Below are 23,378 nucleotides of genomic sequence, written 5' to 3'. Positions count from 1 at the left end.
TATATAAATGGAGAGGGGTGGCCGAATGACAACTATAAAAGAGAAATTGGCTTTGTTACCCGATCAGCCTGGTTGTTATTTAATGAAAGATAGACAAGGTACTGTCATTTATGTAGGAAAAGCTAAAATTCTTAAAAACCGTGTACGTTCTTACTTCACAGGTTCACATGATATAAAAACAATGCGTCTCGTTAATGAAATTGTAGACTTTGAATATATTGTAACATCGTCAAACATGGAGGCTCTAATTCTTGAGCTTAACTTAATTAAGAAGTATGATCCAAAGTACAACGTGATGCTAAAGGATGATAAAAGTTATCCATATATAAAAATTACCGCGGACAAACAGCCTAGACTTCTTATTACACGTCAAGTGAAAAAGGATAAGGGGAAGTATTTTGGTCCATATCCTAATGTACAAGCAGCAAATGAAACGAAAAAGCTTCTAGATCGAATTTACCCTCTGCGTAAATGCTCGACTTTACCAGACCGAGTTTGTTTGTACTATCATATGGGGCAGTGCTTGGCACCTTGCGTAAAAAACGTGAGCGATGAAACTAACCAACAAATCGTTGAAGATATTGCTAGATTCTTAAATGGTGGGTATAAAGAAATAAAGCATGAGCTAACAGAAAAAATGTACAAAGCGTCAGAAGACTTAGATTTTGAGAGAGCAAAGGAATATCGAGACAAAATTGCTCACATAGAAGCTACAATGGAGAAACAAAAGATGGCGCTAACCGACTTTGTTGACCGAGATGTATTTGGGTATTCTGTAGACAAAGGCTGGATGTGTGTGCAGGTATTCTTTGTACGACAAGGGAAGCTAATTGAGCGGGATGTATCTATTTTCTCAATTTACAATGAGCCTGAAGAGGAGTTTCTCACATATATTGGCCAATTTTATGGGAAATCTAATCACGTTAAACCGAAAGAAATTTTTGTACCGACATCTGTTGATGCAGATATAATTGCTGCACTGTTAGACGTAAATACACATCAACCGAAACGCGGAAAGAAAAAAGACTTAGTTGAATTAGCTGCTAAAAATGCTGAGATTGCTCTTAAGGAAAAGTTTTCGATGATTGAACGTAACGAGGAGCGAACAATCGTAGCTATTGAAAACATCGGCAAAGCTCTAAATATATATACACCACATCGAATTGAAGCGTTCGATAACTCAAATATTCATGGTACAGATGCGGTATCAGCAATGATTGTCTTTGTTGATGGCAAACCAGCAAAAAATGAATATCGAAAATATAAAATTAAAACAGTACAAGGCCCAGATGATTATGAGTCGATGCGAGAAGTAGTAAGAAGACGATACAAAAGGGTTCTAAAAGAACAATTACCTCTACCAGACTTAATTATAGTTGATGGTGGAAAAGGTCATATGACCGCTGTTCGCGATGTGTTAGAGAATGAATTAGGGTTGGTAATACCACTTGCAGGTTTAGCAAAGGATGATAAACATAAAACCTCTGATTTACTTTTCGGTGAATTAGCAAATAAAGTCCCTTTTCAACGAAATAGTCAAGAGTTTTATTTATTACAACGAATTCAAGATGAGGTGCACCGTTTTGCTATTACGTTCCATAGACAACTAAGGGGGAAAAACTTATTTACATCTATTTTAGATGATGTACCGGGCGTAGGGGAAAAGCGAAGAAAACAACTGCTTAGAGCGTTTGGTTCTGTGAAAAAGCTTCGAGAAGCAACTTTTGAAGAAATTATGGCAGTGGGCATGCCAGAAAATGTAGCGAAAGCTATATATGATAAGCTTCATGAACAAGAAAATGAATGAATAAAAAGCACCCATGTTAATGGAGTGCTTTTTATTTGGCTCGACGACAAGGACACGGCATTGGTGTATTTACAGAACATCTCGAATGAGAAAGCCCATCTCCTTCAGGTGTGGGAGTGTCAGAAGCATAAAGGTGTAGTTTGGATTGGAGTGTTTAGCTTTAGCTATTGCGTCTTTAAAATTATAAATTATTCTCCACACTGTCCTTTATGTCCCAGCGTACAGTAAAGGTTACTTTTTCACGTCTGTTATTTGTCTGCTCGTGGCATTCGGCTATGAGCTTTTTTTGTCTTTGTATTTGGGCGGCTAAAAAGCCTGCTTCTAACTGAAAAGTTGCTTTTTGTTGTAGACGAAATGTAATGAGGCTTCCTGTTAGTGAAAATTGAAGTTCATCGTTCTTTTCTTTCTCAAGCTGCAATATACCCCATCCAGCACTATTAAAAAACTGGACCATTTCTTCTATGGAGTATAGAGGATATTTGTCTGCTATTCGTTTACCCGCACAATAGAGAATAAAGTCCTTTTCTTTACCTAAAATTTCATCTAATAAGTCATGACGCAATAACTCGACAGCAAACGCTGAAACTGTTAATTCATCAAGTAATAATGTCTTTTCAGTTTTCACAAAAATTCCCCGCTTTCTCTGCATTATTATAATACAATTGCGCCATAAAAAAACAAAATTAAGAAAAAATAGTGACATATACTGTAATTATTTACTAAAAATGATAGGATATTTATATAAGTTTATTATATACATATAGGATACTAGCAAGGTTTGACATACTTATTTTATAGGTGATGGTAAAGTTTGTTAACAAGGTGAATGTGTCGAAAAAAAAGATGGTTTCTTGACGGTACTTGTAGATGAGGGTAAAATGAACTTGTCACAATTCTGTTACATTTTTTTGAAAACCTTTGCATTTTGTATTTTTGGAAAAATGTGAAGAATGTAGTAAATGGTATTGCGACTAACAAATGGGGTGGGTTTTACAATCTATGTATCTAATTTTTGAGGGGGGTTACTAATGGCAAGCAATCGAGAATTTTTGAATCGTAGGCTTCATTCATTGTTGGGGGTTATTCCAGTAGGTGTGTTTTTAATCGTACACTTAACGGTAAACTATTATGCAACAATAAGTCCAGAAGCATACAATCAAGCTGCAAAAGTCATGCATTATTTACCATTTCGTATTTTACTTGAACTTTTTGTTATTTTCATACCTTTGATCTTTCATGCTGTTTACGGCCTGTATATAGCTTTTACAGCAAAGAACAATGTAAGCAAATACAACTACTTCCGTAACTGGATGTTTTTGTTGCAACGAATTACGGGTGTTCTTACGTTAATTTTCGTTGTATGGCATGTTTGGCAAACGAGAGTTCAAGCAGCATTCGGTGCAGAGGTTAACTTTGATATGATGGCGAACATAGTAGATAATCCATTCATGCTAGCATTCTATATAGCTGGTATTCTAGCTTCAGTATTCCACTTTGCTAACGGTTTATGGTCATTCTTCGTAAGCTGGGGATTAACGGTAACACCGCGTTCTCAACAAATTGCAACATATGTAACAATGGCTATATTCTTTGGATTGTCTTTCGTGGGATTGCGTGCAATTTTTGCATTTGTCTCTTAAGAATGAAATATAGATTATGCTCTAAACTAAACGTGTAGATTAAGTACGATTGTAAACTTACTCAAATGCTTTTAAAAAGTGTAGATAGCTTGTATCCTCAGTAAGGGAGTGAATTGGATTGAGTAAATCTAAAGTCATAGTTGTCGGAGGCGGCTTAGCTGGTCTTATGGCAACAATTAAAGCAGCTGAAGCTGGCTATCAAGTTGAATTATTTTCCCTTGTGCCTGTAAAACGTTCTCATTCCGTATGTGCACAAGGTGGTATAAATGGTGCTGTAAATACAAAAGGGGAAGGAGATTCTCCGTGGGAGCATTTTGATGATACGGTGTATGGAGGAGACTTCCTAGCAAATCAGCCACCAGTAAAAGCAATGTGTGATGCCGCTCCTGGTATCATTCATTTATTGGATCGTATGGGTGTTATGTTTAACCGTACACCTGAAGGTTTATTAGACTTCCGTCGTTTTGGTGGTACACAACATCACCGCACTGCGTTCGCAGGAGCTACGACAGGTCAACAGTTATTATACGCATTAGATGAACAAGTTCGTCGCCATGAAGTAGCGGGTCTTGTAACAAAATATGAAGGCTGGGAATTCCTCGGTGCTGTTTTAGATGATGAAAGAGTGTGTCGTGGAATAGTCGCACAAGACTTAACGTCAAGTGAAATACAATCATTCCGTGCAGATGCAGTTATTTTAGCAACCGGTGGCCCAGGTATTATTTTTGGTAAATCAACAAACTCAGTTATAAACACGGGATCCGCCGCTGCTATTGTATATCAACAAGGCGCTTATTACGCAAACGGTGAGTTTATTCAAATTCATCCAACAGCGATCCCAGGCGATGACAAGCTTCGCTTAATGAGTGAATCAGCTCGCGGTGAAGGCGGACGTGTTTGGACATATAAAGATGGGAAGCCATGGTACTTCTTAGAAGAAAAGTACCCTGCATACGGGAACTTAGTTCCACGTGATATCGCTACGCGTGAAATATTCCATGTTTGTGTTGACTTGAAGCTTGGGATCAATGGTGAAAACATGGTTTACCTTGATTTATCACATAAAGACCCTAAAGAGCTAGATATTAAGCTTGGTGGGATTATGGAGATTTATGAGAAATTCATGGGTGATGACCCACGTAAAGTTCCAATGAAGATTTTCCCAGCTGTCCATTACTCGATGGGTGGATTATGGGTTGATTACGATCAAATGACTAACATACCTGGCTTATTTGCAGCAGGTGAGTGTGATTATTCTCAGCACGGAGCAAACCGCTTAGGTGCCAACTCATTATTATCGGCTATTTATGGTGGTATGGTTGCTGGTCCAAAAGCTATTGAATATATTAAAGGCTTGGATAGTCATGCAGAAGACTTACCTTCAGAGCTATTCGAAACATTTGTGAAGGAAGAACAGCAAAAATGGGATGACATTCTATCTATGAATGGTACTGAAAATGCATACGTTCTTCACAAAGAGTTAGGTGAGTGGATGACAGATAACGTGACGGTTGTACGTGAAAACGACCGATTATTAAAAACAGATGAAAAGCTTCAAGAGCTTCTTGAACGTTATAAGAACATTAATATTAATGATACTGCAACTTGGAGTAACCAAGGGGCAACATTTACAAGACAGTTATACAACATGATTCAGTTAGCACGTGTCATTACAATAGGTGCTTATAACCGTAATGAAAGTCGCGGTGCACATTATAAGCCTGAATTCCCTGATCGTAATGATGAGGATTGGTTAAAAACAACTATGGCTAGCTACGATAAGGCGAATAATCAACCAGTATTCCATTACGAGGAAGTAGATGTGTCATTAATTAAGCCTCGTCTACGCGATTATACGAAGAAGAAAAATGAAAAAAAAGCAGAAGCAAAGCAGGAAAACAAACAAGCAGAAGGGAGTGTTAAAGCATGAGTGATAAAAAAGTCATTCGCTTAATTATCACACGCCAAGACAAACCTGACTCTGCTCCATATGAGCAAGAATTTGAAATCCCATATCGTCCGAATATGAACGTTATCTCGGCATTAATGGAAATTCGTAGAAACCCTGTAGAGGTTAATGGTAATAAAACAACTCCTATTACATGGGAAATGGGTTGTCTTGAAGAGGTTTGTGGTGCCTGTTCTATGGTGATTAATGGGAAGCCGCGTCAGTCATGTTCAGCTCTTATTGACCAATTAGAACAACCAATTCGTCTTGAACCAATGCGCACATTCCCAGTTGTGAGAGACTTACAGGTTGATAGAAGCCGTATGTTTGATTCGCTTAAAAAGGTAAAAGCGTGGATTCCTATTGATGGTACGTATGATTTAGGGCCTGGACCACGTATGCCAGAAAAAAAGAGACAATGGGCTTATGAACTTTCTAAATGTATGACATGTGGAGTATGCTTAGAGGCATGTCCGAATGTTAACAGTAAAGCTGATTTCATTGGACCTGCACCACTATCACAAGTTCGTTTGTTCAACGCTCATCCAACAGGTGCGATGAATAAAGGGGAAAGACTTGAAGCCATTATGGGTGATGGTGGACTTACAAACTGTGGTAACTCGCAAAACTGTGTGCAATCTTGTCCAAAAGGAATACCATTAACAACTTCAATTGCAGCTTTAAACAGAGATGTAACGATACAGTCATTCCGTAATCTATTTGGTAGTGACCAAGTATAAATGATATAAAAAATCCTCTGACGATATGTCGTCAGGGGATTTTTTGGCTATAGGAAAGCAAATAATTATTTTAAAATTCATACTGTCCTATCACATAAGTGCAACTACGCCTCGGTCTTCGCCAAGTCTTCCCAAGCTGCGAGTTTTCCTTATTGGTCTTTATCTGAATATCCCACGGTGGTTTTTAGATTTATGATGGTGCAATGTTGTTGTATAGGTGTTTGCCTTAGTAATAATAGGTTTAGTATGTACTAAAAATGCCACAGCATGTCGGCCGTTACGCTTTTTACAGATTCAATCTGAAAGGTTGCTCTAGAGCTAGTTTGAGGTTATCGCTCTCAGCGTCATATGCAGCAGTTTGCACCTCATTTATAGTTTAAAGGCTATTTTTTTTTTATAAGTAACAGCCCTACCCCTTCTTACATACTATATTGTGACTATATATACCCGTCGAATGTCAGCTCCACCTAGCAAGGAGGGTTACAATACTTGAAGGACAAACAATTTCAACCTAAGCCATTACTCACGAAAAGAGAAAGAGAAGTATTCGAACTGTTGGTACAGGATAAGACTACCAAGGAAATTGCAGGTGAACTGTTTATAAGTGAGAAGACAGTACGCAATCACATATCGAATGCAATGCAAAAGCTCGGTGTAAAGGGGCGTTCTCAGGCTGTTGTCGAATTATTACGCATGGGAGAACTCGAGCTTTAAAAGTAAACCAGCTATCCGACTCAAAAGGATAGCTGGTTATTGTTGCTTCACCAACATTTTATATTTTAATACATAATGCTTTAAAAGTAGGTAAATGACCTAGAAAGCTGTCTTTCTAAAAGTGATTGATCTAATTAATGAATATACCCATATATAAGAAAAAGTACTTTTAGTTAAAAATTGTTGCATTTTTCGTCGAAAACATAGAAAATAGTAGTATTAATGCCTATAAGATTAGGAGGTACTTACATGACTACCCCTAGCAATCGACAAACCGTTGCTGAAATAGAGAAATCATTACGATATATTGCGCATATTATTAAACAAAAGGGTCGAGAAATTCTTAGTAATTATACAATTACACCTCCGCAGTTTGTTGCGTTACAGTGGCTTCTTGAAGAAGGAGATATGACAATAGGTGAGCTATCTAACAAAATGTTTTTAGCTTGTAGCACCACCACAGACCTTGTTGACCGAATGGAAAAGAGTGAATTAGTTATGCGTGTTAAAGACACGAATGACCGTCGCGTTGTGCGAATCCATTTGTTAGAGGAAGGTGCGCGAATTATTGAAGAAGTAATAGAGAAGCGACAAGATTATCTGGAAAAAACTTTGATTCAATTTTCAAGTGAAGAGATTCTTTTGCTTCAACAAAACTTAGATAGATTACATCGAGAAATGAACAAAGAATGAGGCGATTGCTTGAAAAAACCTATAGGAGTCATCGATTCTGGTGTGGGCGGGTTAACTGTTGCAAAAGAAATAATACGTCAACTGCCTAAAGAGCAAATTATATACTTAGGTGATACGGCTAGATGTCCGTATGGACCTAGAAGTACAGAAGAAGTTCGTCAATTCACTTGGGAAATGACGAACTATTTATTGTCTTTTGATATTAAAATGCTTGTGATAGCGTGTAATACAGCAACTGCAGCTGTATTAGATGAAATACAAAATGAATTATCAATCCCAGTCATTGGTGTTGTTCACCCTGGTGCCAGAACAGCTTTAAAAACAACGAAAAATCATCATATAGGCGTAATTGGAACAGTGGGTACAGTGAAAAGTGGGGCATACGAGAAGGCTCTTACGTCCATTAACCCTAATGTTGTAGTAGAAGCTCTTGCGTGTCCATTATTTGTACCTTTAGTCGAAAGCGGAGATTTTGAAGGGGATTACGCACAGCATATTGTTCAAGAATCTCTTCAGCCGATTAGGCATTCAGGAATAGACTCTTTAATTTTAGGGTGCACTCATTATCCGATTATTAGATCACTGATACAAGCCGATATTGGACCTAATGTGACACTTATTTGTTCTGGAGATGAAACAGCTCGTGAAGTCAGCACAATTCTATATCACAATAATCTATTAAACAAAGCTAAAAAACGAGAGCAACACTTGTTTTTGACAACTGGTCCAAAAGAGATTTTTCAAAAAATCGCTACTAAATGGTTTGAAAAGCCTGTAGATCGAATAGAGTCCATTGTATTACCTTCAGCAAACTAGCTGAAGGTTTTTTTATTGTTGTGGTCTATTTTTAAAAAAAGGCTCGTATACATAGTAGTACAAACTACCTTAGGAGGGAAAAGCATGCAGAAAATGCGATTCAAGCTTATCACAATGTTAGTATTTCTAGTATTTCTCTTAGCAGGGTGTGGTCTTTTTGGTAAAGATCAGCAAGAGACAATGCAGGAGATAGATCCACCACAAGACGTTACGTATTTAGAAGAAGGGCTCCCTGTTACATCAGAAGAAGGTACTGCCAATAATGTAGAAGGTACAGATGGTGGTGATGCTGCAGTAGAAGAAGCAAGCACATACCTTCGTGAGCTGTATTTAATTGATAAAAATGGATATGTTGTTCCTCAAACATTTGAGCTTCCTAAAGTAGAAGGTGTCGCTAAACAAGCGTTAGAGTACCTTGTTGCGAATGGGCCGGTTCAAGAATTACTACCGAATGGATTCAGAGCTGTTTTACCTCCTGACACCGTTATAAATGGTGTTAACATGGAGGAGGATGGTACGTTAGTTGTAGATTTTTCAAAAGAATTTACTGACTATGCACCAGAAGATGAAAAGCGTATTTTAGAGGCCTTAACATGGACATTAACACAGTTTGAACAAGTAGATAAAGTGCAAATTCAAATAAATGGATATGAACAAAATGTAATGCCAGTTAACCAAACTCCAATTGGAGAGAGCTATAGCAGAGCTAATGGAATAAACCTTGATTCATCACTTGTAGCAGATATTACGAATTCAAAGGCAGTGACCGTGTATTATTTAGGTCAAAATGAAGGCTCTATCTATTATGTACCTGTTACTAAAAGAGTGCAGGCGAATGAGGAGAATTTGTATACAGCTATCGTTAGTGAGCTAATAAATGGCCCTGCTTACGGATCTGGACTTTTAACAGAAATGAATGAACGTGCGAAGTTACTTTCAGACCCTTCTTATGAGAATGGGACACTTACATTGAATTTTGACGAGTCCATTTATGGTAGCTTCGGTGAGAGCATCTTAGCTAATTCAGTTATTGATACAATTGCTTTATCACTAATAGGCCAAATGGGCATTGAGCAAGTCTCACTTCAAGTGAACGGGTCTTCACAAGATTTAGTGGGAGAAAACGGTCAGTTGTTAACAGAACCAGTAGGTCGTCCGGAAAAAATTAACCCAGTTAGTTTTTAATGGAACATTTTTGATATACTATATAATGTAACGAAAAGAGGTAGATATATAATCTACCTCTTATTTCTTGTAACAATTTGTTTAAAGAGAGTGAGATTGATGCTACTTATTGTGAAAGTAGCCATCGGTAAGCTTTGCTTTTATATGAAGGAGGAATAAAAAGATGAGAGTAGATGGTCGCGAAAAGGATCAAGTAAGACCAATTACAATTGAAACTAATTATTTAAAACATCCTGAAGGCTCTGTGTTAATTTCGGTAGGAGATACAAAGGTAATATGTACAGCTACTATTGAAGATAAAGTCCCCCCTTTTATGAGAGGAGAAGGTAGAGGTTGGATCACAGCCGAATATTCTATGCTCCCTAGAGCTACAAATACACGTAATATTCGTGAATCATCAAAAGGAAAAGTGTCTGGACGTACGATGGAAATTCAACGATTAATTGGACGGGCATTACGTTCTATTGTTGATTTATCAGCCATTGGCGAACGAACAATCTGGATTGATTGCGATGTTATCCAGGCTGATGGAGGTACACGAACTGCATCAATTACAGGTGCCTTTGTAGCGATGGTAGAAGCAATTGATAAACATGCTAAGAATCATAATATGTCTAAATTTCCAGTAACGGATTTTTTAGCAGCAACTTCTGTTGGTTTGTTAGAGGGAACAGGAGAAGTACTTGACTTGAATTATGTGGAGGACTCTGCTGCCCTTGTTGATATGAATGTAGTTATGACAGGTAAAAGTGAATTAGTAGAAATACAAGGTACTGGTGAAGAAGCGACTTTTTCTCGCGAACAATTCAATACACTACTAGATTTAGCTGAAAAAGGTATTCATGATTTAATCGAGCTTCAGCATAGTGCTTTAGGAGAAATAGCTAAAAAAATAGGAAAATAAGTGTGTAAACGAGGAGAGAAAATGAAAAAGTTAATGGTTGCCACAACGAATGCGGGAAAAGTAAGAGAGATCGCAGCTATTTTAGAGTCAACAGGTATAAAAGTTACGTCGTTACTTGACCTAGATGAAAAAATAGATGTCGAAGAGACAGGATCGACATTTGTGGAAAATGCAGTATTAAAAGCAAAAACGATAGCAAAGCTATTGCAAGTACCTGTATTAGCAGATGATTCTGGTCTTGAAGTTGATGCACTTAATGGAGAGCCAGGTGTTTATTCAGCTAGATATGCTGGTGAAGGGAAAAATGATGAGGCAAACATACATAAAGTACTACAGCGACTAGAAGGTGTGTCGCTTCCTAACAGATCGGCAAGATTCAAGTGCGCTCTTGCTGTATATGAACCTGAACAAGATAAAACCATTATCGTTGAAGGTGCTTGTGAAGGAATTATTACAGAAAAGCCAGTGGGGAGTAACGGATTCGGATATGATCCGATATTTTTCATTGGAAAATTAGGAAGAACGATGGCACAATTAACAAAAGAAGAGAAGAACTCTATAAGTCATCGAGCAGATGCACTAAGAAAGCTACAACAAACTTGGACTGAAATAAGTTAATTTTAAGAGGTACTTTAGCAATTAAAGAGTAAGAGGGGATTCGTATGAAGCTTTTGATAACAAGTGATAGTCATGGTTGGCAGAAACAATTACTTGATATTAAAAAAAACCATGAAGATGTAACTGATCTGATTCATTGTGGAGACTCTGAGTTAGCGGCTGATACAGATGAATTAGTTGGCTACCAGGTTGTGCGAGGGAATTGCGATTATGATTCTGGTTTTCCAAATGATTTGATTACGGAATTTGCTGGATATAAAATTTACGTTACGCATGGACACTTATATAATGTTAAGATGTCTTTGCAAAACTTATTGTACCGTGCACAAGAAACTGGTGCAAAAATTGTATGCTTTGGCCATTCTCATATAGCTGGCAGTGAGATGATTGATAATGTTCTGTTTATCAACCCTGGAAGTATTCGTTTACCTAGAAAACGTCAAGAAGAAACGTATGCTATACTTGAAGTGGTGGCAAATAGCGTGACAGTTCGCTTTTATCAACTAAATGGTGTAGAAGTTGCTTCCCTTCGAGCTACATACACGCTATAATGAAAAAGTCGGTGTAAAAAACAATATTTACACCGACTTCATAAAAACCTGTTGACTTTACCTTGATATCTCGATATAATAACAATTGTCTCAAACGAGATATTAAAAAATATTATAAATATGTCCCAGTAGCTCAGCAGGATAGAGCAACGGCCTTCTAAGCCGTCGGTCGGGAGTTCGAATCTCTCCTGGGACGTACACTAAATTGGGTGCACAGCCCGTCAAATCAACCTTCTATATCGTTTAGTGAAATGGTCAGTATAACGGTCATGTAAGAAATTACACCGTTGTCGACTTACTCACTTTCGATGTAGGAGGTTTTTTTGTATGTATCAGAAAGTATATGTAAGATTACAAACAGCAAAACACATTATAATTCAATGTTAATCTTCAAGCCTCTATCAGTCCTCGCCAACTAGATTAAAGAGAAGACTTACAATTCAATAATTTTATTTTCCATTTTTACATATTTCCCTATTAAGAAAGAGTGAAGCATAAAAGCCTAACTATCAAGGTAATTTCAAAGCAAAAATGAAAGCGTTTTCTCGTAATTTGTGTTTATTTTGTAAAACGTTAGTATAAGTTATTAAGATTTCTCTAAAAATACATTTATAAAATGTATGGAGGTTTAAATAATGAAGAAATTGCTAAGTGTCATTTTGATTCTTATGTTAATGGTTGGATTAGTGGCTGGTTGTGCAACAGACAACACATCAGATACTAATAAAGATAACGATAACAACACAGGTAAAACACTGAAAATTTGGTCTTTCACAGATGAGTTAAAAGATCCTATCACAACTTTCGAAGAAAGAAACGGTGTGAAAGTTGAGTTAACGATTGTTCCCATTGCGGACTATCCTACGAAACTTAAGCCAGCTCTTGAAAGTGGCGTGGGTGCACCAGACGTATTTACAGGTGAAATTGCTTTCCTAAAGCAGTGGACAGATCGTGATTATTGGGTAAACCTTTCAGAAGAACCGTATAACGTAGATGAGTGGAGCGACGAATATATTCCTTATGTATTTGATTTAGGGAAAGATTCTGAAGGAAATGTTAAGGCGCTATCTTGGCAAACAACGCCAGGTGGTATTTTCTATCGTCGCAGTATTGCAAAGGATGTTCTTGGTACAGATGATCCAGCTGAAGTAGGAGAGCTGATATCTACTTGGGATGGAATGTTTGAGGTAGGAGAGAAATTAAAGCAAAATGGTTATCGTTTATTCCCAGATGAAGGGGCGATTCGTTGGTTTGCAAAAAGTGAAGATCCACAACCTTGGGTGAATGAGAATAATGAGTTAGTTATGACGCAAGCGAAGCTAGATTATTTTGATCATGCAAAGACACTACGTGAAAAAGATTATACAGCATTTGCTCCAGAATGGTCACCATCATGGTTTGCTTCAATGAATGGTCCAATTGCTTATAATGCAGGTTGGGAAGAAGTGAAGGAAGATGCTGCGAACAAAACAGAAGTATTCTCTTATGCATTACCGACATGGGGATTACACAGTGTGCTTAAGTTAAACGCTGAAGATACTGCTGGAGATTGGGCTGTAACAACGGGTCCGGCACCTTATTTTTGGGGTGGAACTTGGTTAGGCATCTATAGTGGATCTGAAAATAAGGAATTGGCTTGGGAATTTGTAAAGATGATGACTCATGATGAAGAGTTTTTAAAACAGTGGTCATTAGAAACGGGTGATGTTCTATCATATCTTCCTGTTACGAATGAAATTAAAGACGATTTCAGTGAACCTTTCTTAGGTGGACAAAATAATTACACGTTTTTCTTAGAACAAGCAAAAAAAATCGAGCCAGGAATTGTAACAAAATACGATCAGCAAATTGATACATTATTAGGTACAAAAGTTCTTGACTATGTAGATGGAAAGTTAACGAAAGAAGAAGCTATTGATGAGTTTTATAAAGCTGTAAAAAATGCATATCCAAATATTAAAACACCTGAGTAAACAAATAGATTTAATACAGAATGGGATAGGAACTTTCGCATTTCTATCCCTTTTTTTTTAGTGCTAAGAAAGAAGGGGTGCTTTATGAAGAAACTAGATTATAAAGGATATTATTTTATAACTCCCTTTTTTATAATCTTTCTTGTGTTTAACATTTATCCAATACTATTGACCTTTTATTACACGTTTACTAATTACGAAGGATACGGAAAGCCTGAACTTATTGGGTTTGCAAACTACAGTCGAATATTAACAGACGGTTATTTTTTAGAGGCATTTTTCAATACGTGGAAAATTTGGGGCTTAAATTTTATCCTTCAGTTAGGAATAGCTCTACTTTTAGCGTCTTTATTTGCCGATCTTCGGTTCAAAATAAAGGGTCTAGGATTTTTTAGGTCCATTTTTTACTTGCCGAACCTGATTACTATTAGCTCTGTTGCTATTCTCTTTAACATTATGTTGGATTGGCATTATGGAACAATTAATCAATTTTTACTGAAAATCGGTCTTATATCAGAGCCTATTAATTGGCTAAACCAGCCTTTCAGCGCACAAGTGGCGGTTGCGTTAATTTTAACGTGGATGTGGTTTGGTTATACATTTATCGTCTTAATGGCAGGAGTATCTGGTATATCTGAAGAGTATTATGAAGCGGCATTAATTGATGGGGCAACTAGGTGGCAAACATTTATTTATATTACGTTGCCTTTACTGAAGCCGATTATGTTATATGTCATGATTACATCTTTAATTGGTGGACTCCAATTGTTTGACTTACCGATGCTTATCACAGATGGTCTCGGGGCACCTGAAGGGTCTTTAAATACAATGGTGCTTTATCTTTATAATCAAGCATTTAGATACAACAACTATGGTTACGCTGCAACAATCGCCTATATGTTATTTTTAATAACGGTTGTTTTCTCAGCCATCACATTTAAATCAATGTATCGAGAAGCAAAAGTCACAAAAAAGTGAGGTTTTATGTTATGACCGAAAAAAAAAGCTTTAGTCTAATAATCATATATAGTCTCTTAATCCTTTTAGCGATAATTAGCATTATTCCTTTTTATATGATGTTAATAAATGCGACTCGGGACAATAAAGAAATCTTAATGGGATTTTCTTTTTTGCCGGGTAATCAATTACTTGAGAACTATAATACAATGATCAGCTATGTAAACATTTGGAATGGTTTTAAGAATAGTTTAATTGTATCTGTATCTGTAACTTTATTAAGTGGCTACTTTTCAGCGTTAACAGCCTTTGGGTTTGCAGTTTACAATTTTAAGGGTAAAAATCAACTATTTCTTTTTATGCTATTAATGATGATGGTGCCTGGCCAACTTGGTTTAATTGGCTTTTATGAATTAAATAAAGCGCTAGGAACGCTAGATTCTTTTATTCCTTTAATCGTTCCTACCATAGCCAGTCCATTTGTTGTGTTCTTCATAAGACAGTATCTTGCATCTACCTTGCATCCATCATTAATAGAAGCAGCGAGAATGGATGGAGCCAGTGAATTGAAAATCTTTCATTCCATAGCTTTGCCAATGATGATGCCAGCAGTGGCAACAATGTCGATTTTTACATTCATTGGTTCGTGGAATAACTATATTTTACCGTTAGTCGTGTTATTTTCACCAGAAAAATATACGTTGCCAGTATTGATGGGTTTCTTAAAAGGATCACAAGTCGCACAAAATCTAGGTGCTTTGTATCTGGGAATTGCCATTTCTGTCGTTCCTATTATGATCGCGTTCTTAATTTTCTCTAAATATATTATAAGTAGTATTTCAGCGGGATCGGTCAAAGGTTAGTAAAAAGGAATGTGTGAATGATGTCGGATTTTTTCTGAAAAATTTATTTTTGGTACGGCAACTTCTTCCTATCAAATTGAAGGAGCAGTCAGAGAAGGAGGCAGGACACCATTCATATGCGATACGTTCTCTAAAACTCCTGGGAAAGTGTTAAATGGGGACACAGGTGAGAGCTTGTGAACATTACTACCGTTATGAAGTAGATATAGAAATTATTAAAAGCTTAGGTGTCGATTCGTAATTTTATTTGCAAAATAACAAATTGATTCAAATTATTTAAGGTGAAGGTTGATTGCGATCTTCACCTTATTAGTTAAAATGTTCAAAAAGGTGGAATAAATGATGGCTGATAAAAAATACTCATTCGATCATAATAAAAGATTTGTTATAGAAGACTATGATAAGGCGAAGACTTTCTCCAGCTTTTTACCAGGTATTGCAGGTGTGAAAGGAATTCCTATGTGGACATTTTACGTGAACCGTGGACAAGGGATCTGTAGCTTTGGTGTAAAGGATAAGAACTCACCCATTATGGAATTTTCACCTGCCAATATCACATATAAAAATGTGTCAGTAAGTGGCTTTCGAACGTTTATTAAATTAAAGAATGAAAACCGGGTCATTGAACCATTTTCGCCATCGCCTCTTAACACAAAGATTAAAAGAACGATGTATGTTAGTGCGAATCAATTGACGATTGAAGAGGTAAACGAAGTAGAAAATCTTAAAGTGACCGTTGATTATTTTAACGTACCTGAAGCGAATTTTGCTGGGTTAGTACGCAAAGTGGAAATAACGAACATGACAGGTGAGGATAGAGAGGTTGAAGTGATTGATGGGATGCCAGAAATCTTACCTTATGGTGTGGAAAACGCAGCCTATAAAGAAGTTGGTAACCTATTAAGAAGCTGGATGGAAGTGTATAACCTAGATAATCAAATTCCATACTATCGTGTTCGATCAAGTATCGGAGATGAGGCGGAGGTTAGTGAGGTTACGAGTGGGCACTTCTACTTATCTTTTACAGATGAGGGTAAACGAGTTACCCCTATAGTTGATGCTGAATTAATATTTGGAGATGACCAATCTCTACAAAACCCTGAATACTTTATGAATTATTCCCTAGAAGAAATAACAGAGTTGCCTCAAGTAACTGCTAATAAAGTACCATGTGGTTTTACACCAACTAGTCGTACCATACGTGCTAATGAAACGATTACCATTAATACTATTATTGGACATGTATCTGACATTGAACAAATTCATAACCAAATAGAAAAGATTACTCAAATGACGTATATTAACGAAAAACAAAAACTAGCCAACGAGTTAATTAGAGATTTAACTAATACAATTGAAACCTCGACGTCATCTGTCATATTTGATGAATATTCTCGTCAAAGTTATCTTGATAATTTACTACGTGGTGGCTATCCTGTGATTTTGGAGAATGGAGGGGATGGCTTTGTTTATCATCTATTCTCAAGAAAGCATGGAGATTTAGAGAGAGATTATAACTTTTTCTCCATTGCTCCTGAATACTATTCACAAGGTAATGGTAATTTCCGCGATGCCAATCAAAACAGAAGAAATGATATTTACTTCAATCCAAAAGTGGGTAGTTTTAATGTTAAGATGTTTATGAGTTTAATTCAAGCAGACGGTTATAACCCGTTATCTGTAGAAGGATGCTCCTTCTCTACTAAGAATGGGAATGAAGCGGAAGTAACAAAACTAATCGAACGCTATGTGAAAAGTAATAAGTCTGAAATTGCCCAAATGCTACAATCGAAATTTACGCCAGGAAAAATAGTTAATTTTTTATCTAACGAAAACGTACAAGTGACGATAAGCGAAGATGAATTTCTAACTGAAGTGTTAAAGCTCTCAGAGCAAAATATTGAAGCTGGTTTTGGAGAGGGCTTTTGGATTGATCATTGGACATATAACTTAGATTTAGTGGAAAGTTATTTGGATATATATCCTGAAAAGCTTGAAGATTTTCTGTTTCAAGATAAGAGTTATAGGTTCTTTGATAGTCCTGTTTATGTATTACCAAGAAGTGAAAAGTATGTACTTTCAAAAGGGAAAGTTAGACAATATGGCTCGATACTTGAAGATGAGGAGAAAATGCAGAAGCTAGGCATATCATTAAATGATACTAATTGGCTAAAAGATAGATTAGGCAACATATATGAAACTAATTTATTCGTTAAATTACTATCATTGTCTTTAAACAAATTTGCTACGTTAGATCCGTTTGGAATGGGTATTGAAATGGAAGCTAATAAACCAGGTTGGAATGATGCAATGAATGGTCTCCCTGGAATATTTGGATCAGGAATGAGTGAGACGTTTGAGTTGAAAAGGATTGTTAAATTTATCCTTTCTGCGATTGATCAGGTAAAAAATCAAACTGTTGACCTTCCTGGCGAAATTCACACTTTTATGAATAAAATAAACGAAATTATAAATGAATTTAGTAATGGTAAAATCAGCGATTTTGATTATTGGGATGCTATTTCCTATGCGAGAGAATCATACCGAGAGCATATAAGGTTTGGTATCGATGGAAGAGAAGAACAAGCTACTCTAAGTGAAATAAAGGATTTACTTGAAAAGCTCCTTTGGAAATTGAATATTGGAATAGAAAAGGCAAAAGAACTGGGAAATGGACTTTATCCTACTTACTTTTCTTATGAAGCCGTAAAATATGAGGTAGTAAATGATGAACATGGAAATCAAGTAATAAGTCATTATGGCTTACCAAAAGTAAAGATAAAAGAATTTAATGCTACTGTACTTCCTTATTTTTTAGAGGGGCCTGCCCGCTTCTTTAAAACAAGTCAAGACATTGAAAGTGCAAGAGAACAATATAAAGCTATAAAAGAATCTGATTTATATGATAAAAAAATTAGCATGTATAAAACATCTGTAAGCTTAGAGAGTCAATCATTTGAAATAGGTAGAATAAAGGCTTTTACCCCAGGATGGCTAGAACGGGAATCAGTCTTTTTGCACATGTCATATAAATATTTACTAAGTCTGTTAAAATCGGGCTTACACGATGAATTCTTTCATGAAATGAAAACATCACTCGTTCCGTTTATTGACCCAGACATGTATGGAAGAAGTGTTCTTGAAAATTCATCTTTTATCGCAAGTTCCGTCAATCCTGACCCGTCTACTCATGGAAGGGGATATGTTGCTCGATTAAGTGGTTCAACGGCTGAATTTTTAAGCATGTGGACGTATATGATGATTGGTAAACAGCCTTTCAAAGTGGAAGATGGTTTGCTAACTCTGTCATTTGCACCAATTCTTCCTGGATGGTTATTTAATGAAGATGGTATGTTAACTTTTAAATTTCTTGGACATACAAAAGTAGTTTATCATAATGAAAAAAGAACGAACACATACGGAATTGGTGAACCGAAAGTTAATTTCTACATTTTACATGACCATGATGGGTGTAAGAAGAAAGTGGAAGACCACAAAATTCGTGGAGAAGATGCTTATGGTGTTAGAAATGGTAGTTATATAAAGGTAGAAGTGTTTTTACACTAAACTTATTATCATTTATTAAAAAATGATATTGGATAATAATAAATAATGGATTATAAGTATTTATACGATTAGACTATGTATTTTTGAGATAGACATGTGACTGTTATACTAAATCGTAACATTCGTCATACAAGTTAATAGAGCAACGGTCTTCTAAGCGTATTTTTGGCAGTTCGAATCTCTTTTGTTACCGAATATGGGTTGCAAAACCCGGTAACTAAAACCTTCTAAGACACTTATATGTCTTAGGAGGTTTTTTGTGTTAGAAAAACAATGTGACTAAACGGACTTTTTATCATGAAACAAGATGTCGATATAGCAGTAAGGATAATGAAACCCTCATTGTGAGCATGTGGGTGTAACTAGTGAATGAAGGGTTATAATTTCACTTCCACTGAAGCCTAACGTGTCATGAAAAAATTCAAAAATTTTTAAAAAACAATATACGTTGTCATAGCAATATTGTAAGCGGATACAATATGTTCGATTAATCAAAATAGTCAAATAATTCTAATAAATAGTATTGACTGTTAATGGAAATAAGCGTAAGATAATCTTCAAATAAAAAAAGACGAGAGCTTGTGTAGGAGGGAGTTTCCACTAACTAGAACTTAAATACTAGATACCATAAACATACATCCAAAACACAAAGACATGTGAATGGTTTGCAATTTTTTATACGTTTGCTTTTTAACCGTTTAAAGCTTTTTATGGTTAAAGAAAAGGGGAGTGTATTAATGAACAATGAACAATGGGTGTATGTAAATGATTCATTTGTTCGAAAAGAGGATGCCAAAATATCCGTATATGATCATGGGTTTCTATACGGTGATGGTGTGTTTGAAGGTATACGTGTATATAGCGGGAATGTGTATAAAATGCAAGATCATATAGAACGATTATACCATTCAGCCAAAGCGATTTTGCTTACCATTCCTTTTTCAAAAGATGAAATGACTGAGTTGATTATTGAAGCCGTTCGCAGAAACAACTACGAAGATGCATATATACGTGTCGTTGTATCACGTGGGGTGGGGGATTTAGGGTTAGATCCTTATAATTGCAAAAAAGCGCAAGTAATTATTATCGTTGAACAGTTAGCGATCTTTCCAAAGCATTTGTACGAAACGGGCATTGATATTGTAACCGTTGCGACAAGGCGGAATCGACCTGATGTATTAAGTCCAAAAATAAAATCACTTAATTACTTAAATAACGTACTTGTTAAAATTGAGGCTCACCTTGCAAACGTGAACGAAGCGTTAATGTTGAATGATCAAGGTTACGTTGCCGAGGGGTCTGCTGACAATGTGTTCATAGTCAAAGGAGAGCAGCTTATTACGCCGCCTACTTATGTTGGAGCACTAGAGGGTATTACTCGCAATGCAATCATAGAAATGGCCATGGATCTTGGATTCGATGTAAAGGAGGAACCATTTACTAGATACGATGTTTACACGGCAGACGAAGTATTTTTAACAGGTACAGCTGCAGAGGTTATAGCCGTTGTAAAGGTTGATGGTCGTGGAATTGGTGAAGGAGTTCCAGGTAAATATACACAAATCCTATTAAAAGAATTCCGCAAGCGTGTGTGTATGGATGGTGTGCAAGTGTATGACAGAGAGCAGTCGAATGCTGTGTAACAACAACTAAGTCTATTAGTGTAATTAAAAAACTGAATAATCAAAAAACATTGACGAGAACAAGTAGTTTACGATCGCGATATCTACAGAGAGCCGGGTTGCTGGAAGCCGGTGGTATTATCGTAAATGAACTCCTCTCTGAGTGTTTGCTTGAACTTAAGTAAAGCAAACCGGGTGTACATATTATGCACTCGTTATTAAAACGAACGTAACTAAACGTTCCTGAGGTGATGCTAGATAATGGCATCATGAAGAAGGGTGGTACCGTGAAAAGTGAGTAAAGTCTTTTCACCCCTTCAACCTATGAGTTATTTGGGTTGAATGTAGGGGTGGGAGGACTTTTTTTACTGTATAAGATTTTTAATCGTTTCTACCTTGGTAAGTGATTAGTTTCAGGCGTTACGAAGTCAAGGACCTAAAAAGAGTAAAGCGCCTGTTATACTTGAATGCTATTAATTACAAGAAAAATATGAAGGAGGACCAAAATGGAGGCCAAACTCAAGCTTGGAAAGGAAGCTTTGAAAAGCAACGAAAAGATGAGCGGAGCAAGAATGCTATTAGAAGCATTGAAGCGAGAAGGAGTTGAAGTGATTTTTGGTTACCCAGGAGGAGCAGTTCTTCCGATTTACAACGAAATTTATGATTTTGGCATTCAACATGTATTAACAAGACATGAACAGGGTGGCATCCATGCAGCAGAAGGGTATGCTCGAGTGTCAGGGAAGCCGGGTGTTGTTATTGTCACGAGTGGCCCTGGGGCCACAAATATTGTGACTGGTTTAGCAGATGCTATGATTGATTCTCTTCCACTCGTAGTGTTCACTGGGCAAGTGGCTACCTCAGTCATTGGGTCAGATGCCTTTCAAGAGGCAGATGTGATGGGAATAACTATGCCTATCACAAAGCACAGTTATCAAGTGCGAGATGTAGCAGATTTACCAAGGATCATTAAGGAAGCCTTTCATATTGCTACTACTGGTCGACCTGGTCCGGTGTTAATAGATATACCAAAAGACATGGCGGTTGCGGAAGCGGCATTTGATTATGAGCAAGAGGTTAATCTGCCAGGATATCAGCCGACAGTGCAACCGAATCATTTGCAAATTCGCAAGCTAGTGGAGGCAGTTAGTAAAGCTAAGAAGCCTGTGATTTTAGCAGGCGCGGGCGTATTACATGCGAAAGCTCATAACGAACTGATAGCCTACAGTGAACAACAGAAAATCCCGGTTATTCATACATTGTTGGGCCTGGGTGCAATGCCTGCTAATCACCCTTTATTTTTAGGTATGGCAGGCATGCATGGTTGTTATGCAGCCAATATGGCTTTATATGAGTGTGACTTGCTCATTAGTGTGGGAGCGAGATTTGATGATAGGGTTACAGGCAACTTAGCTCACTTTGCTAAAAAAGCTACTGTTGCACATATAGATATTGATCCAGCTGAAATTGGAAAAAACATTCAGACTCATATTCCAGTTGTTAGTGACGCTAAGGAAGCAATGCAAGCATTATTGCATCAAAACGGCAAGGCAGGCGATACAGAAGAGTGGCACGATCAGTTGGATAATTGGAAGGAAGAATATCCGTTAGCGTATTCGAAGGGGGAAGCTACAGATATAAAGCCACAGAGATTAGTAGAAGCTCTACATGAAGTGACAGATGGTGATGCGGTTGTAACTACAGATGTTGGTCAGCATCAAATGTGGGCAGCGCAGTATTACAAATTAAACAAACCTAATCGCTGGGTAACGTCAGGAGGACTAGGAACGATGGGCTTTGGCCTTCCTGCAGCGATTGGAGCTCAGTTAGCGGAACCAAAAGCGACTGTTGTATCTATTATAGGGGATGCAGGCTTTCAAATGACGCTACAAGAGCTTTCAGTCATTCAAGAGTTAAATTTACCTATTAAAATCGTAATCTTGAATAACCAATCATTAGGAATGGTCCGACAGTGGCAAGAAATATTTTATAAGGAAAGATACTCACAGTCTATTTTAACTAATCAGCCTGATTATCTAAAGCTAGCGGAGGCTTACAGAATTAGGGGATTTGAAGCGAAAACTGAATCTGAGCTTCAAGCAGCTTTAGCAGAAGCTTTTGCTCATCCAGGTCCAACCTTATTAAATATTGTAGTAACATCAAATGAAAATGTATATCCGATGGTAGCACCTGGCAAGGGGTTACATGAAATGGTGGGTGTTAAGCCGTGAAAAGAATTATAAATATGACAGTTCACAATAGACCAGGTGTTTTAAATAGAATCACCGGTTTATTCACAAAACGCAATTACAATATAGAAAGTATTTCCGTAGGTCATTCAGAGTTTGAAGGAGTATCACGTATGACGTTTGTTGTGAACGTGGAAGATTTAAGTACGATCGAACAAATTACTAAACAATTAAACAAGCAAATAGATGTACTAAAAGTTAATGATATTACAGATCAATCAACCGTAGAGCGGGAGTTAGCGTTAATAAAGGTTGTGTCAGCACCGGCGACTCGAAACGAAATTAACGGCTTAATTGAACCTTTTCGGGCATCTATTATTGATGTAAGCAAAGACAGCTTAGTTATTCAAGTAACTGGTCAATCTGATAAGGTAGAGGCTCTTATAGAACTTTTAAAACCGTATGGCATACGTGAGATTGCAAGAACAGGTACGATCGCTTTTACTCGTGGTTCACAAAAGGCCATTTCGCAAATGAAGAACATATCTATTTTGTAAATAGTAGGAAAGTATTTATGAAGAAACTCAAAAA

General features: G+C 36.9%; 19 protein-coding genes, 1 tRNA gene, 1 pseudogene and 1 other annotated feature. Of the genes and pseudogenes, 20 read left to right on the top strand and 1 reads right to left on the bottom strand.

Features of this window, described 5'->3' with window-relative positions; translation table 11 throughout:
- Positions 1-25: 25 nt before the first annotated feature.
- Positions 26-1,807, top strand: a complete 1,782-nt coding sequence (uvrC, locus tag EJF36_RS14965) for an excinuclease ABC subunit UvrC (RefSeq protein WP_125907085.1) — start codon at positions 26-28, stop codon at positions 1,805-1,807.
- 181 nt (positions 1,808-1,988) lie between these two features.
- Here uvrC and EJF36_RS14960 read toward each other — a convergent pair whose 3' ends face one another.
- On the bottom strand, positions 1,989-2,432 hold the full coding sequence (locus tag EJF36_RS14960) for a YslB family protein (protein ID WP_260471912.1): 444 nt from the start codon (positions 2,430-2,432) through the stop codon (positions 1,989-1,991).
- Between the two features lie 403 nt (positions 2,433-2,835).
- Here EJF36_RS14960 and EJF36_RS14955 point away from each other — a divergent pair, with 403 nt between their 5' ends.
- From EJF36_RS14955 to ilvN, 19 genes and pseudogenes are all read left to right on the top strand, one after another.
- A complete protein-coding gene (locus EJF36_RS14955) occupies positions 2,836-3,447 on the top strand; it encodes a succinate dehydrogenase cytochrome b558 subunit (RefSeq protein ID WP_125907083.1) in 612 nt (203 codons plus the stop codon).
- Between the two features lie 118 nt (positions 3,448-3,565).
- Complete coding sequence (gene sdhA / locus EJF36_RS14950) at positions 3,566-5,377, top strand: succinate dehydrogenase flavoprotein subunit (protein WP_125907082.1); 1,812 nt, start codon at positions 3,566-3,568, stop codon at positions 5,375-5,377.
- Entirely contained in the window at positions 5,374-6,135 is a 762-nt protein-coding gene (gene sdhB, locus EJF36_RS14945) for a succinate dehydrogenase iron-sulfur subunit (protein ID WP_125907081.1), read from the top strand. Before sdhA ends, sdhB begins: the two co-directional genes overlap by 4 nt.
- A gap of 489 nt (positions 6,136-6,624) precedes the next feature.
- On the top strand, positions 6,625-6,849 hold the full coding sequence (gene gerE / locus EJF36_RS14940; RefSeq protein ID WP_125907080.1) for a spore germination transcription factor GerE: 225 nt from the start codon (positions 6,625-6,627) through the stop codon (positions 6,847-6,849).
- A 249-nt stretch (positions 6,850-7,098) separates the two neighbouring features.
- Entirely contained in the window at positions 7,099-7,542 is a 444-nt protein-coding gene (locus EJF36_RS14935; protein WP_125907079.1) for a MarR family winged helix-turn-helix transcriptional regulator, read from the top strand.
- A gap of 9 nt (positions 7,543-7,551) precedes the next feature.
- Positions 7,552-8,358 carry a glutamate racemase gene (gene racE / locus EJF36_RS14930; RefSeq protein ID WP_125907078.1) on the top strand — a complete coding sequence of 269 codons (807 nt, stop codon included), beginning with the start codon at positions 7,552-7,554 and terminating at the stop codon, positions 8,356-8,358.
- An 84-nt stretch (positions 8,359-8,442) separates the two neighbouring features.
- Complete coding sequence (locus EJF36_RS14925) at positions 8,443-9,543, top strand: GerMN domain-containing protein (RefSeq protein WP_395940598.1); 1,101 nt, start codon at positions 8,443-8,445, stop codon at positions 9,541-9,543.
- A gap of 163 nt (positions 9,544-9,706) precedes the next feature.
- The gene (gene rph, locus EJF36_RS14920; protein ID WP_125907077.1) at positions 9,707-10,447 is read left to right on the top strand and encodes a ribonuclease PH; all 741 of its coding nucleotides are present in this window, start codon (positions 9,707-9,709) and stop codon (positions 10,445-10,447) included.
- Between the two features lie 21 nt (positions 10,448-10,468).
- Positions 10,469-11,065: an XTP/dITP diphosphatase gene (locus EJF36_RS14915; RefSeq protein ID WP_125907076.1), complete on the top strand. Its 597-nt coding sequence runs from the start codon at positions 10,469-10,471 to the stop codon at positions 11,063-11,065.
- Positions 11,066-11,109: 44 nt separating this feature from the next.
- Positions 11,110-11,616 carry a metallophosphoesterase family protein gene (locus tag EJF36_RS14910; protein ID WP_125907075.1) on the top strand — a complete coding sequence of 169 codons (507 nt, stop codon included), beginning with the start codon at positions 11,110-11,112 and terminating at the stop codon, positions 11,614-11,616.
- 122 nt (positions 11,617-11,738) lie between these two features.
- Positions 11,739-11,812: transfer RNA gene (locus tag EJF36_RS14905), tRNA-Arg, on the top strand.
- A gap of 439 nt (positions 11,813-12,251) precedes the next feature.
- Positions 12,252-13,589, top strand: coding sequence for an ABC transporter substrate-binding protein (locus tag EJF36_RS14900; RefSeq protein WP_125907074.1), 1,338 nt, complete (start codon positions 12,252-12,254; stop codon positions 13,587-13,589).
- A gap of 84 nt (positions 13,590-13,673) precedes the next feature.
- Entirely contained in the window at positions 13,674-14,567 is an 894-nt protein-coding gene (locus EJF36_RS14895) for a carbohydrate ABC transporter permease (protein ID WP_125907073.1), read from the top strand.
- An 11-nt stretch (positions 14,568-14,578) separates the two neighbouring features.
- Positions 14,579-15,409 carry a carbohydrate ABC transporter permease gene (locus EJF36_RS14890; protein WP_125907072.1) on the top strand — a complete coding sequence of 277 codons (831 nt, stop codon included), beginning with the start codon at positions 14,579-14,581 and terminating at the stop codon, positions 15,407-15,409.
- A gap of 27 nt (positions 15,410-15,436) precedes the next feature.
- Positions 15,437-15,647, top strand: a pseudogene (locus EJF36_RS14885) (family 1 glycosylhydrolase); the annotation flags it as partial.
- Positions 15,648-15,748: 101 nt separating this feature from the next.
- Positions 15,749-18,976 (top strand): cellobiose phosphorylase, encoded by a 3,228-nt coding sequence (locus tag EJF36_RS14880; protein WP_260471911.1) that lies wholly within the window; start codon positions 15,749-15,751, stop codon positions 18,974-18,976.
- A gap of 737 nt (positions 18,977-19,713) precedes the next feature.
- Positions 19,714-20,619 carry a branched-chain-amino-acid transaminase gene (gene ilvE / locus EJF36_RS14875; protein ID WP_125907070.1) on the top strand — a complete coding sequence of 302 codons (906 nt, stop codon included), beginning with the start codon at positions 19,714-19,716 and terminating at the stop codon, positions 20,617-20,619.
- A gap of 41 nt (positions 20,620-20,660) precedes the next feature.
- Positions 20,661-20,918 (top strand) — a binding site (T-box leader).
- Positions 20,919-21,104: 186 nt separating this feature from the next.
- Positions 21,105-22,829 (top strand): acetolactate synthase large subunit, encoded by a 1,725-nt coding sequence (gene ilvB, locus EJF36_RS14870; RefSeq protein ID WP_125907069.1) that lies wholly within the window; start codon positions 21,105-21,107, stop codon positions 22,827-22,829.
- A complete protein-coding gene (gene ilvN, locus EJF36_RS14865; RefSeq protein WP_125907068.1) occupies positions 22,826-23,344 on the top strand; it encodes an acetolactate synthase small subunit in 519 nt (172 codons plus the stop codon). Before ilvB ends, ilvN begins: the two co-directional genes overlap by 4 nt.
- Positions 23,345-23,378 lie beyond the last annotated feature (34 nt).

Source organism: Bacillus sp. HMF5848, assembly GCF_003944835.1.
In the GTDB taxonomy this organism is placed as follows: domain Bacteria; phylum Bacillota; class Bacilli; order Bacillales; family HMF5848; genus HMF5848.
This window is presented reverse-complemented; position numbering and strand designations above follow the sequence as displayed.